The organism is Pseudomonas sp. NPDC086112 (genome assembly GCF_044746425.1).
Taxonomy (GTDB): Bacteria; Pseudomonadota; Gammaproteobacteria; order Pseudomonadales; family Pseudomonadaceae; genus Aquipseudomonas.
On record NZ_JBIVCD010000013.1, the window covers coordinates 37,418 to 51,417 of the forward strand.

Sequence of the window (14,000 nt, forward strand, 5' to 3'; positions counted from 1 at the left end):
ACTAACACAGAAGCTCAAATGTGGGAGCGGGCTTGCTCGCGAAGGCGGTGTGTCAGTCGACATCTGCTTTGACTGATACACCGCCTTCGCGAGCAAGCCCGCTCCCACAGTTTGGATTTGGGTGTTACAGAAGATTGTGTTCGGCCACTGGATCGATTTGTGCCCAGTGTGAGGTGTCTTCGCGGTGGGCCTGCAAATACGGCAACACCGCCGCCAGCAACGGCGCCTTGAACGCCTCCTGAAAACGATGGGCCAACCCCGGGATCAGCTTCAACTGACTGCCGCGAATGTGCGCCGCCAGGTGTACGCCGTGCATCACCGGCAACAACGGATCGGCGGTGCCGTGAACCACCAGCGTCGGCACTCGCAGTTGGTTAAGCAACGCCACGCGGCTCCGTTCAGCGAGGATCGCCATGATCTGGCGCTTCACGCCCTCCGGGTTGAACGCCCGGTCATAAGACTGCGCCGCCTGCTGCAACAACGCCTGCCGGTCATCGCTCACCGCCGGGCTACCCAGTGCCGCCAGCAAGTCGGCCTGTTGCTCCAGCGCCACGTCACGATTCGGCGCACCACGTCGCGCGAGCAACTGCACCAGCGCCGCACTCGGCGCCGGCAAACCTTCGGCCCCCGAGCTGGTCATCAGCAGGGTCAGGCTCTCGACACGCTGCGGTGCCATGGCCGCCATATGCTGAGCGATCATCCCGCCCATGCTGGCGCCCAGTACGTGGAATTGCTCGACGTGCAAGGCATCCATCAACCCAAACGCATCGTCTGCCATGTCGGTCAGGGTGTACGGCGCCGATACCGGCATGCCGAGTTTGTAGCGCAGCACTTCGAACGTCAGGTTGGCGTCGACCGGCGCCTGCCGCCAGGTCGAGAGGCCGACATCGCGATTGTCATAGCGGATCACCCGAAAACCCTGCTGACACAGCGCAACCACCACCTCGTCCGGCCAGTGAATCAACTGCCCGCCCAGGCCCATCACCAGCAACAACGCAGGGTCCGAGGCACGACCAATGCTCTGGTAGGCCAGGCTCACCTGCTCCAGATCGACACGCTCGGTCGGAACATTGACATCGCACCGCGAAGCCGCCAGGGACGACAGGCTGAACAATAAAGCGGCCAGAAAAGTGGCCGCCGATAACAATAAAGCACGCATGAAAAACACCGAAACGCAGAACTCCAGTAGAGCGCGAGTCTGATGAAGTTTGTTCAAGCGCGCTGCCACAGTTACGTGACAGTTTGATGAAGATTGCCGAGCGGTCATCGCGACAGGTCGATTGCATGAGGTGCGTTCGATCACATCCGCCTCTGATGCGATAACTATTTACCGCCACCGTCCCCGAGAACTTTCCTTAAATGGCTCGCAAATGGAGTGGAACCGCCGCTCCTCGCACCGAGCCATGTTGATATGACCGATAGACTTCTTTTCGACCTCCCCAACCCGGCACCGATCCTCATACCTACCCCATCCGCGCTGCCGCCTCTCTACGATGAAAGCCTGTTTCTGCATGCTTCGGCACGCTGGCGCGAAAGCAGCGAGGGCTTGCGCGAGCTTCTTGCCGCCAGTCCGGGAATGCGTGAGACGCTCACTCAACTGTTGAAACAGAAACTCGATCTGGCCGGGCAACAAGCTGGCTTGCTCTTCGTCGCCACACAGGAGCATCCGCAACGGTTTGTCAGCTTCACCGATGCCTGCGCCTTCGTCCTGCAACACCCGACCCTGGAGACGACGCTCGATGAGCGCTGCCACGTGACCGGTCTGAGTCAGACTCATCCCCTGTCGAACCTGACGCCACTGCAATTGCTCGAACGACTCAAGACACTCAACCCTGAACAGTCGCACAGCGAACGCTGGGCAACCTACTGGGACACGCGCGCCCCCGGCACTGCGGTATCGCGCAAACAACGGGCAATACAACTTTACCGTCAGCATTTCGAAGCGAGCCTTCAACTGGCATTCGCCCAGAGAACCCTGACGGCGGAACAGCTCAAACCCCTGTTGTTGATCATCGATCCGCCCCTCGGTGCTCTGACGCTGGACGGCCAGCCTGTCCATACCGAGCAATTGGTCCTGGTATTGAGCAACCTCAGCAGAGTCGAACTCCCAGGCGCATGGGTCATCACCACAGGCGAGGCGGCCAGCGGCAGTCAATGGCTGTATCTGCCTTGCCGGCCCGTCGCAATTCAACTTTTCAGTCAACGCAGCGACATGGAGGCCTGGCTTCTCCGACAGGCACTCGTCCCGCCCGGCTTGCCCACCGATAACGTTCGCTTTGAATACACCGCCAAAACCGACCCCATGGGCGTGGGCGCAAGCGACCTGTTTGCGGCGTGCCAGCCGGCTCAGGTCAGCGCGTTACGCCACGCAACCCGCGACAAGCCCGGGTTGGCCGAGCACGGTGCGCAATCCCTCGCCCTGGCTGACCAGGTTGACCAAGAGCGCGGCAAGACTGCCATTCTCGCCTCACCCCCCAAGCTGGAAACCGCCGATGGCGACACTGTGGCCGGTGAACAGCCACTGTTTGGCAGCCTATATGCGGACATCCCCTTGTCACTGCGCAGGGCCGCGCTGAACAAGCAGCGCGATGCGCTCGAAACATTGGTGGCAGAGGTAGGAGATGGCCAGGGCCTGCAACCGTTCAAGGACTCGCTCAAAGCGTTGGAAACCGCCGAAGAAGCCGCAGACAAGGCCGCCTCTGCGTTGCTTTATCGATCGCGCCCACTGGATGTGGTCACGTTCCAGCAGGCGTTCACCGCCCTGCACAGCGCCCATAAGGCTGGACTGCACGCAGAAGCCAGGCTCCAACTGGCGCTTAAACAACTCAGTGAGGAGGAGTGCAGCCTGCTCAAGGCCTTGCTGGACACTCCCGATCATCCAGGTCCGGACCCGGTCGCGGCCAGCCTGACCCTATCGATGACCGAACAGAGCGGTGACGAAACCACGGTCACCGCCCAGGAACTCAACGGCGCATTTATCGTCACCCGAGCGGATGCGCTGACCGATGCCAATTCGCCGCACAGCGTGCTGCTCTACTGGTCTGGCACCGGCGGTGGTCTGCAACGATTCGCCAACCGTCGTGAGCTTGAACGCCAGGTATTGCAGATTCATCAGCAGGACAATGCACTGACGTTGCATCTGAATAAAATTCCTGGCGACGCGCTGACGTACGGGCTGAACCAACTGACCAGCGACTTCGAAGAACAGGCCGGCGCGCTACGCCAGCGTCACGCCGAGCCGGCCAAGGCCGCGCAGCGTGCCAAACGACTGGAAATCTTGCGTAAACACGCCCGCGCCACGTTGCAGGTTCCGGTGCATGCCGCCAGGAACCTTGCTTTCGCCCACCTGCAAGAGCAAGACCGCAGCAATATCCTCGCCTCCAACCTGCCAAATTGGCTCAGTGCACTGCCCGAGATGGACCGTACCAGGCTCAAGCGACTGATCGAGGCGTACATCACGGCGATGCAACGCAGCCACGAACTGCTAACAGTCGCCCTGGAACCCCGTGACGACTTCACCCGCAAACACTTGCACGCCCGTCTGCGCAAGGATTTCGCGATCAAGGGCCGTTTCGACGTGAAGCTCGACTTGCCCGATTCGGTGAAATGGGCAAAGCATCTCGATGCCGCTCCCGGAGCGCCAGGAACCCCGCAAAAACTCGTGCTGATTCCAAGTGTGACGCGCAGCAGGATGTCTCTCGAGGACCTGGCCCAACACAATATAGACAACACACCGTCGATGAACCTGGAACCCCTTTCCCTGCGATTGAGCTTCATGCAGGTGGAGGTTACTGCGGCGAACATGTCAGAAGCCCAAGCCCTGAAAAGCGGCATCACCCGTGATTATCTGATGAGGGTCCTGCCGGAACTCGACTTGCCCAAGGCATACGAAACGCTGATCCGCGACGCGTTCACAGGGGCGGCCACCGAGTCCGTCTTCAGCAAAGAGCATCGCCGCGAGAGCCTGATCGAGCCCTGGGCTCTGATGCTCAAATTGCAGGGTGAGACCGCCCTCTTGCAAAAGCAGATCGACCAAAACGACCTGCAAGTCCTGAACATCGCCATCGACGCCGACACTCCCCAAGCCTGGCGCACCGATGGCAAGCGCATCGTATTGCTGCCGGCCCACTTGAGCGTGGGTGGCAAGGACACACCCAATGAAGGCCCCGTGACTCTGTCTGGCGTGAACTTCATCGAGGAACAGGTCAGCGGGGTCACCCTGCTATACCTGCCCGACAGCCCCGATGGCCAATTCCTGCGCCGTTACGACAGCCTGGAAACCGCTCGCAAAGCCCTGTTCAACCTGTGTCTGCATGACAAATGGGTCGGCTACCTGGCTGGCCGGGCCTTACAGGGCGACGTACGAGCCCACGAAATCCGCATCAAGCAGAGCATGCTTAAACACTTCGACGCGTTGATCGGAGTCGGCTTGCGTTGGCCGGCGACCACCTCGTTGGCGGCCCACCTGGTCAATGCTCATATGGGTCGCCTGATCGAAACTCATCGCGGCACCTCCCGCGCCAACGACGCGCTGTACATGGAGCGTTACGCACTGAAAGGCCCGCGCGCCTTCAACTACATAAAAATGGCTTTTGGACTGGTGCCTTTCGTCGGGACCGCTATCTCACTCTACGATGTCTGGATCGCCGCGAACCAGGCGGTGGCGGCCTTTTTACGCGCAGACGTGGGTGACGGCCTGGCGGAGGTCGAATCGGTGCTGTTGTCATTGATTGACGCGGCCATGGATCTGCTCCCCGGTGAAGTTGCAGCCTCGGCGCTTTCCCGGACAGCCCGCTCCGTCACGCGCGCGCGCCAGCTGCATAAGTTGGGCACAACGGCGGCCGCGATACAGGTGCCCTCGATGCGTCAGGCCCGGCATGTGGCCGAACGCTTCGCCGGTTACGAGTATGAGCAGCCAGTCTCCCTGTCGGGACTGCAGCCGGCAACCCAGGGGACCTATCGCAATATCTACCGCCATGCCGAGGGTGATTTTATCGTGCGTCAGGGACGGATTTTCCAGGTCGAGCGCAGCAAGGACTCACGCAACTGGCGCTTGAGCGGCAATAGTCAAAAAACCTACAAACAGCCCATCGCGCTCGATGAAGCAGGCCACTGGGATACTTATTTCGGCGTTTATGGCGTTACGTTCGAAGGCGGGGGACTCGGTGGCGGCAACATGCTTGGGCACTTGGCGGATACGCTTGATCCGGTATGGCCTCAGGCTCTGCGCGAACGGTTGCCTCGCTGGTGGAGCGACCATGCTTATCGTCGCCATCATGCATTGACCGTAGAGGCCGACAGACTCGCCTTGCAATTCGATACCCAGGTAAAGCGCACCAAAGCCGCCCTGCAAGCCTACAACGCCAATCTAGAGCGTCCCAAGGCGCTGATGCGCGAAGCTGAGACAGCCTGCATCGCCGATATCGAGTTAGCCAAACAGCACTACCAGACGCTGGCAGATCTGTTTCCACTCAGCCACGGCAACAAAAAGCGCGCGCTTGTGCAAATCCAAAGCGATGACGCGGCGTTACTGACCGACAGGTACAAGCAACAATTGTTCTTTGCCAATCATCGAATCGATCCCCTGCTGAACAGCATTGATGCGCTGATAGAGAGCCTTGACACATTGCCCGCTACAGCGCTCTCCGACCGGCTGCGGGTGCTGGGGGATATCCGGAAGCTGCGGCTGGAAACGATTAAACAACTCGACACCATCAAGGCCCAAATGGGGGACCTTAACTATTGGTACGAGAAAATTACCGTCAAGGCACACAAAGCCCAACTGACCCAGGAAGTCACAATGCTGAACGGGCGTCTCAGCGAGGCAAATCTCCTTTACTTGAGAACCGGTAACTTGCTGGAAATGGTGACACGCTATGACACCGCCAACGATGTGTCCTGGTTCTGGCTCCAAAGCCAGGCGCAAGTGAAAAGAGCCCAAGTCGACCGCGCCCTGTTCACCCAGTTCAGTCTGCCGGAAGTCAATGTTACCAAGGCTCAGCGTAACCAGATCCTCCAAGAGTGCATCGAGTACTACAGTCAATTTCGTCGGGATATGAATGCCTGGACTGCCAGCTATCCTCAGCATTTTCATCTGGATGACGTGCCGTCATTGATGGACGGCATCGCGAAAATGGCCGAGAGAGCGCGCAAGGCGCTTGATTTGCCTGCCCCGACTATTCCAGGGCGCAGCAACAAAAAAGTGTTCACCACTGAAGGCGACCAATTGTTGATCGGGGTGGAGCGCTGGGAAACGACTACACAAAAGCGGCAATACATCCTGACGGGACGAAGTGGGTACATGGAAATCTGGGAACAAGGGAGCAACGGCAAATTCCGCCTCTTGAACCCACAGCCACAGCCATCTCACTCCATTCGCAGAGAACTTGAACCGTTAGTGGCAGATGCCCGACACCGATTGCAATCGCAAGCAACCTACCAGGCCAGGGTTCAAGCCTACGCGGATCAAGACATGCTCCCGGTGGACCTCGAGCACATGATGGTCAGTGAGGCGAATGAACTCACACGCCGCGCTCTTGGCATCGAGGACATTGCCCCAGGCAATGCCCTTGTCCAGCAGCTACGCGACAAGGCCACCGAATTGATTGCCACCGGTCGCGCACTGCGAACCCGTCAGTCGCTGCTGATTAAAAAACCAACCGATGGCATGCTCGACGACCTCGTCACGCACCACGTGGTAGATATCCGTAAAACCAGCCCGATCAAAAACCTGGGCAAACGCTCGAATGGTCGAATTGACTATATGCAGGAATACGAAGTCTGGGACTTGACGCAAACACCAGCGAAAGTGCTGTGGTACGCCCACTTCCATTACAACAAGGCCGCACCTGCATTCGGCGCATTCGAGAAAGCCCACTTGAAATTACCGGAACATCGGTTTCTCACCCACGCGGACAACGCCGACCTGCCTTACGCCGATATCGGCAAACAATCTGCCGCGCTGCCACACTTCGAAAACCTCTGATGAAAAAAAAGGAGCGGGATTACCCCCAATGCCAGTCAGTTAAGGCGCAATCCATGTGGGAGCGGCGGTGCGACGATTCGACTTGCTCGCGAAGACGGCGGCACAGTCAACATTGATGTTGCCTGATACACCGCTTTCGCGAGCAAGCCCGCTCCCACAGGTTCCGCGCATTAACTGACTGGCATTGGGGATTACCCCGCTTCTTCCTGGGGCTTCACGCCAGCTGGCTACGCAACTGCCGTGCTGCCGCGACCATGTTTACCAGCGCTGCTTCGGTTTCCGGCCAGGCGCGGGTTTTCAAACCGCAATCGGGGTTGACCCACAACCGCTCGGCCGGAATGCGCTTCACGGCTTTGCTCATCAACTTGACCATCTCGGCCGTGTCCGGCACCCGTGGCGAGTGGATGTCGTAGACGCCCGGGCCGATGTCGTTGGGGTAGTCGAACGCTTCGAAGGCTTCCAGCAGCTCCATGTCCGAGCGCGAGGTTTCGATGGTGATCACGTCGGCGTCCATGGCGGCGATGGACTGGATCACGTCGTTGAATTCGCTGTAGCACATGTGGGTGTGAATCTGGGTTTCGTCGCGCACACCCGATGCACTCAGGCGGAAGGCTTCCACCGCCCAGTCGAGGTACTCCTGCCATTGCGCCCGGCGCAGTGGCAGCCCTTCACGGAACGCGGCTTCGTCGATCTGCACGATCTTGATGCCGGCGTTTTCCAGATCCACCACTTCATCGCGCAAGGCCAGGGCCAGTTGCTGCGCCTGAATTTTGCGCAAGACGTCTTCGCGCGGGAATGACCACATCAGCATGGTGACGGGACCGGTGAGCATGCCTTTCATGACTTTGTCGGTGAGGCTCTGGGCATAGGTGATCCAGTCGACCGTCATCGGTTTCGGACGGCTTAGATCGCCGTAGATGATCGCCGGTTTGACGCAGCGCGAGCCGTAGCTCTGGACCCAGCCGAACCGGGTGAACAAGTAGCCGTCCAGTTGTTCGGCAAAGTACTCGACCATGTCGTTGCGCTCGGCTTCACCGTGCACCAGCACGTCCAGGCCCAGGCGTTCCTGGATTTGCACGGCGTGGCGGATTTCGCTGTGCATGGCATCGGTGTAATCGTTGGCCGACAGCTTGCCTTGCTTGAAGGCCTGGCGCGCCAGACGGATCGATGCGGTCTGTGGGAACGAGCCGATGGTGGTGGTCGGGAACGCCGGCAGTTTCAGCCGTGCCTGTTGTTGTTCGATGCGCTTGGCAAACGGCGAGTGACGCTGGCTGTCCGCTGCGCCGATGGCGCTGATTCGGGCCTGAACATCCGCTTTGTGGATACGCGGAGACTGAGCGCGACTGGCCGCAATGGCGCGGCTTTCGGCCAGGGCGGCTTGCACCTTCGGCGCTTGCGGGTCGTTGAGAGCATCACGCAGCACGGCGATTTCACCGCACTTCTGCACGGCAAACGCCAGCCAGCTTTTCAGTTCCGGGTCGAGTGTGTCTTCACGGTCCAGGTCCACCGGGCTGTGCAGTAGCGAGCAGGAACTGCTGACCCACAAGTTATCGCCAAAACGCTCCTGAGCTGGCTGCAGTTGCGCCAGCACTTGCTCAAGCTCGCAGCGCCAGACGTTGCGACCGTTCACCAGACCCACCGAGAGAATTTTGTAAGTCGGCAGACGATCCAGCACCTGACCGAGTTGATCCGGCGCGCGCACCGCGTCGATGTGCAAGCCTTGCACTGGCAGGCTGACAGCCAGGCCGAGGTTGTCTTCCAGGCCACTGAAGTAAGTCGCTACGAGTTTTTTCAGCGGCGAGTATTGAAGGATGTGATAGGCGCGTTCGAAGGCGTTTTTCCAGGCCTGTGGCAGGTCGAGGGTCAGGATCGGTTCGTCGATCTGCACCCACTCCACGCCTTGGGCAGCGAGGCGACCGAGAATTTCGCCGTAGATTGGCAGCAGGCGCTCCAGTAGATCGAGCTTGTCGAAGTCATTGCCTTTGGCCTTGCCCAGCCACAGGTAAGTCAACGGGCCGATGATCACCGGTTTGACGTTGTGGCCCAGGGCTTTGGCTTCATCGACTTCGTCGAACAGCTGTTCCCAGCTCAGTTTGAACTGTTGATCAGCGGTGAATTCCGGGACCAGGTAGTGATAGTTGGTGTCGAACCACTTGGTCAGTTCCTGAGCGTATTGCGCCTGGGTATGTTCGCCGCCGCAGCAGGCTGCGGTAGCGCCACGGGCCATGGCGAACAGGGTGTCGAGGGTCGGCAGGCCACGTTTATCTTTGGCACTGTCAAAACGCTCCGGGATCACGCCGAAGGTCAGTGAGTGAGTCAGCACCTGGTCGTACCAGGCGAAGTCGCCCACGGGCAGCAGGTCGATGCCAGCGTCTTTCTGCAATTGCCAGTGGGTGGCGCGCAATTGGCGGCCGACGCTTTTCAATGCGTCCTGGTCAAGATCACCCTTCCAGTAGGATTCGAGGGCTTTTTTCAGTTCGCGGTCAGCGCCGATGCGCGGAAAACCAAGTGTGTGGGCCAAGGCCATGGTAAGAGCTCTCTCTATAAAGGACGCTATAAAACATGGTGCTATTGTCGACAGCTCACCCAACATGAGACAAACTCAACCTTTTCGTGTTGATCACAAGTTTTCCTCATGGAGCCCCCGGTGCTTGAAATCCGTCACCTGAAAACCCTGCACGCCTTGCGCGAAGCCGACAGCCTGGTGGATGCGGCCGACCGCCTGCACCTGACCCAGTCGGCGCTGTCCCACCAGTTCAAGGAACTGGAAGAGCGCATGGGCATGCCGTTGTTCGTGCGCAAGACCAAACCGGTGCGCTTCACCAGTGCCGGCTTGCGCCTGCTGCAACTGGCCGACGCCACCCTGCCGCTGCTGCGCGGCGCCGAGCGTGACATTGCGCGGCTGGCCGGCGGCACTGCGGGGCGTTTGCACATGGCGATCGAGTGCCACAGTTGCTTTCAGTGGCTGATGCCGACCATCGACCAGTTCCGCGATGCCTGGCCGGAAGTCGAGCTGGACCTGGCCTCGGGTTTCTCCTTCGCCCCGCTGCCGGCGCTGGCCCGAGGCGATCTGGACCTGGTGGTGACCTCCGACCCGCTGGAACTGGTCGGGATCACTTACGTGCCATTGTTCACCTACGAAGCCATGCTCGCGGTGGCTAACCAGCATCGCCTGGCGAGCAAGCCGTACATCGTGCCCGAAGATTTGCTGACGGAAACCTTGATCACCTACCCGGTGGAGCGCGATCGGCTGGACATCTTCACCCGCTTCCTGGAACCAGCCGACATCGAACCGGCCCAGGTGCGCACCTCGGAACTGACGGTGATGATGATGCAACTGGTGGCCAGCGGTCGCGGCGTCTGCGGCATGCCTCATTGGGCGCTGCATGAATACAGTTCACGGGGCTACGTGAAGGCTAAACGGCTGGGGGAAAAAGGCTTGTTCGCAACGCTCTACGCCGGCATTCGCGCCGACATGCTGGATGCACCCTACATGCGCGACTTTTTGCTGACGGCCAAGGACACGTCGTTTTCGACGCTGGATGGGGTTAGTGCTGTCCGATAGAGCGACCTATCTCCTGTAGGAGCGAGGCTTGCCCGCGAAAGCGGTGTGTCAGCCCACAGCAGTTCCGAATGTGAAACCGTCTTCGCGGGCAAGCCTCGCTCCTACAAGGGATCGGGGTGGTTTCAGAGCTCGCGCCACATGTGGATTTTGTCGAAGTAGTCCTCGCCCACCCGAACTGCCAGCGGCTCAAGGCCGAACTGCACGAAGCCGCAACGCTGATACAGCTTGAAGGCGGCTTCGTTGCCAGCGGTAACGGTCAGCTGGATCAGCTTCAGGCCCTGGTGAGCCTGGGCTTCAGCTAACGCAGCCTGAACCAGCTGATAACCGAGCCCGCACTGCCGAACCGCCCCTGAAACGTACATGCCGAACAACGTCGCCTTGTGCCGGGCCTTCTCCCGCGGCTCGAAGGCCAGGCCGACGATGCCCGCCAGCTCACCCTTCTCGAACGCCCCGAACACTACGTCCAGCTTGCCGGTCAGGCGCGATTCCCACCAACTCAACGGCATTACCGCGCGCTCGCGCACGCTGGACGTGAACGCCTGGGGATGCAAGTCATAGGCCTCAAGCATCAGCGCCCGGTAATCCAGGGCATGGCTGGCATCAAGCCGTTGAATCCACATTTCAGGCCACTCGCCGCTGCTCGAGCATCAAGCGCACCGCCAGCCCGGATAGCACGAAGCCCATGAAGTAACGCTGCATCGCCAGCCAGTTCGGGTTGTTGACGAACCAGGACGCGATGCCCGCGGCAAACAGCGCGATCAGCAGATTGACGCTGAAGCTCACGCTGATCTGGGTCAGGCCGAGGATGATGCTCTGGGTGAACACGGAACCGTGTTCAGGGGTAATGAACTGCGGAAACACCGACAGGTAAAACACTGCGATTTTCGGGTTCAGCGCGCTGGTGAGAAAGCCCATGGTAATCAGCTTGCGGGACGAGTCCGCCGGCAACTGCTGCGCCTCGAACGGCGAACGCGCACCGGGCTTGACCGCCTGCCAGGCCAGCCACAACAGGTACAACGCACCGGCCCACTTCAACACTTCATAGGCCATCGGCACTGCCACGAACACCGCGGTCAAACCCGCAGCGGCCGCGAACAGGTGCACTAAAAACCCCGCGACCACGCCGAGCAACGAAGTCACTCCGGCCTTGCGCCCCTGGCAGATTGAACGAGAGATCAGGTAGATCATGTTTGGCCCGGGCGTGAGTACCATCAGCAGCGCCGCCGCGGCGAAAATCAGCAAATCTTGAAGCGGGATCATGGGCATCCTCCGTCCTTGGACGATCAAGCGGTTTCGTTCAGTGAGGCTCGATAAAACGGCAATATCTGGTCCCGTGTCAATGGCGCCAGCATGACATCGCCGTCGGTGGCAGGATCGATCCAGCGCACTTCTTCGATTTCCGCCGCTGGGGAAACGTGTGAGTCGATGGTCAGCTGAAAGAGTTCGGCCTGTACGACATAACCCGGCTCATTGGCGGCCGGTGCCGAGAATTGCCCCAGGTAGGCGGCATGGGCCGGATCGATGACCAGTCCCAGTTCCTCTTCCAGCTCCCGAGCGAGGGCATGGACCGGTTGCTCATGGGCCTCGATCTTGCCTCCCGGCTGCATGAACGCCTGGGTACCGCGCTTGCGCACCAGCAGGGTGCGACCGTCGGGGCTGATCAGCAGGGCTGCGGCGATGCGGATGAGGCGGGGCGAAGCGGCGGATGGAAGCGTCATGGATCGTCATTGGCCTTGGGTAAAAGACGCAAGGATCACATGCGCGCCGGTTCTTCGTCACGCCGAAAAAACATCTGCTGCCCCCTGTAGGAGCGAGGCTTGCCCGCGAAGAACGATGACGCGTAATACCTGAAAAACCGCGGTGCATTCTTCGCGGGCAAGCCTCGCTCCTACAGGGCTGGAAAGCTCAGCTCGTCTCGAGAAGCGCGCCCTCCACTTCCTCCGGCACTTTCACAAAAATGCTGTACCTGGCACCTTCCATCGCCTCGAAAGCGATCAACTTCTCCACCAGCGGCCCATTCAACACCTTGCCGGCATTGAGCAGCAGCATGCCGTTGTCGGCATTGAGATTGCGCGCCAGGATCATGCCCGCCGCCAGATCCCGGGTGGTCAGCACCTTGACCGTCGGATCGGCCAGCGTCACGTCGCTCAGATAAGTGGCGCAAACCTGAATGAAATCCTCCACCAGTTCCGGGTCGTAGAGGCGACCGGCGTACTGGCGGATATACACCAGGGCTTCATCGCTGTTCATCTGCCGTTCGAGGATCAGCCCGCGCTGCAACTCGATGAAATCCACCGCCAGTTTCAGCAACCGCGAACCGAACGGAATCGCTTCGCCCTTGAGCCGATCCGGAAAACCGCTGCCGTCCCAACGCTCCTGGTGATGCAGGATCAGCCGAGCGGCATCCTTCATTGGGTCGAGCGTCATCAGCAGCGACTCACTCTGCTTCGGGTAACCCCGATAGCGCTCGCGGTCATTGTGATGCAGCAGGTCCGAGGGCGTGCTCATCATGCTGTCGGTCCAGCTCAACTTCCCGATGTTGTAAAGCGCCGCGGCCATGGTCAGGTCACGACTGCTGCCTTCGTCCAGGCCATGCAGTTTGCAGTACACCCGCACCAGTTCGATGATCTGCCGGTTGGTCTGTTTGGCGGGCGGCAGGCGCAGGTTGGCCAGCAACGAAAACACCTCGGTGCCCGTGACATAGCTGCGCTTGAGCTCTTCGTAGGCCAGGTCCAGCATGTCGGCGGTCTGCTGCAGCTCGCTGGTGCGGGCCGCGACGTGTTTTTCCAGGGTGGCGTTGAGCAGCTTCAGTTTCTCGTTCTGATCCCACGTCTCCTGCACCAGACGCAAGCGTTCACGCTCGGAATGCTGATAGGCAAGTGATTGTCGAAGGGTCAGCAGCATTTCCTCATCGTGCCAGGGTTTGCTGATGTAACGATGAATCTGCCCTTCATTGATGGCTTTGATAATGGCCGACGGATCGGCATAACCGGTCAGCATGATCCGGAGAGTGTCGGGGTAACGCTGATGGACATGAGCCAGCAGCGTGGCGCCGTCCATATTGGGCATGCGCGCGTCACTCATCACCAGATCGATCGGCTGCTGCGCCATGATCTCCAGCGCCTGAGCACCGCTGGTGGCCAGCAGTACCTCGTAGGGCTGACCGCGCAGCAGACGGCGCAGACTATTGAGAATCGACTCCTCATCGTCGACCAGTAGTAATTTGGGTTTATCGGTCACTGTCGTGGGGAGTTGCTCTTCCATGGCATTACCTCAAGAAAACGTGTGTCTTTATATCGCGCGCGGGGCGAATGTCCTGGCGTTCCCGAGCCTGACCTACAGGCTAGATGATTTTCAGCCCGACCCCGGAAATGATTCGTCTCAGTCAACCGGGCGAATTTCTGGCCGGGCGACTATGCTCAGATCACTCGGATCCAAACGATACCCGCT

8 protein-coding genes are annotated in these 14,000 nt (G+C 59.8%); 2 read left to right on the top strand and 6 right to left on the bottom strand.

Annotated elements, in window-relative coordinates; all coding sequences use genetic code 11:
• Positions 1–124 precede the first annotated feature (124 nt).
• Positions 125–1,159 (bottom strand): alpha/beta fold hydrolase, encoded by a 1,035-nt coding sequence (locus ACIPLA_RS12080; RefSeq protein ID WP_401173256.1) that lies wholly within the window; start codon positions 1,157–1,159, stop codon positions 125–127.
• 252 nt (positions 1,160–1,411) lie between these two features.
• Here ACIPLA_RS12080 and ACIPLA_RS12085 point away from each other — a divergent pair, with 252 nt between their 5' ends.
• On the top strand, positions 1,412–6,985 hold the full coding sequence (locus tag ACIPLA_RS12085; RefSeq protein WP_401173257.1) for a hypothetical protein: 5,574 nt from the start codon (positions 1,412–1,414) through the stop codon (positions 6,983–6,985).
• 214 nt (positions 6,986–7,199) lie between these two features.
• Here the strand turns inward: ACIPLA_RS12085 and metE are convergent, their stop codons facing one another.
• Positions 7,200–9,512 (bottom strand): 5-methyltetrahydropteroyltriglutamate--homocysteine S-methyltransferase, encoded by a 2,313-nt coding sequence (metE, locus tag ACIPLA_RS12090; protein WP_401173258.1) that lies wholly within the window; start codon positions 9,510–9,512, stop codon positions 7,200–7,202.
• A gap of 120 nt (positions 9,513–9,632) precedes the next feature.
• On the opposite strand from metE, the gene metR reads away from it, so the two are divergent.
• Complete coding sequence (metR, locus tag ACIPLA_RS12095) at positions 9,633–10,550, top strand: transcriptional regulator MetR (RefSeq protein WP_007898547.1); 918 nt, start codon at positions 9,633–9,635, stop codon at positions 10,548–10,550.
• Between the two features lie 122 nt (positions 10,551–10,672).
• Here metR and ACIPLA_RS12100 read toward each other — a convergent pair whose 3' ends face one another.
• The 4 genes from ACIPLA_RS12100 to ACIPLA_RS12115 form a co-directional block, all read right to left on the bottom strand.
• The gene (locus tag ACIPLA_RS12100) at positions 10,673–11,170 is read right to left on the bottom strand and encodes a GNAT family N-acetyltransferase (RefSeq protein ID WP_401173259.1); all 498 of its coding nucleotides are present in this window, start codon (positions 11,168–11,170) and stop codon (positions 10,673–10,675) included.
• Position 11,171: 1 nt separating this feature from the next.
• Positions 11,172–11,810 (bottom strand): LysE family translocator, encoded by a 639-nt coding sequence (locus tag ACIPLA_RS12105; protein ID WP_008072313.1) that lies wholly within the window; start codon positions 11,808–11,810, stop codon positions 11,172–11,174.
• A 23-nt stretch (positions 11,811–11,833) separates the two neighbouring features.
• Positions 11,834–12,268 (bottom strand): NUDIX domain-containing protein, encoded by a 435-nt coding sequence (locus ACIPLA_RS12110; protein WP_218399001.1) that lies wholly within the window; start codon positions 12,266–12,268, stop codon positions 11,834–11,836.
• 187 nt (positions 12,269–12,455) lie between these two features.
• Positions 12,456–13,814 (bottom strand): HD domain-containing phosphohydrolase, encoded by a 1,359-nt coding sequence (locus tag ACIPLA_RS12115; protein WP_218399000.1) that lies wholly within the window; start codon positions 13,812–13,814, stop codon positions 12,456–12,458.
• Positions 13,815–14,000 lie beyond the last annotated feature (186 nt).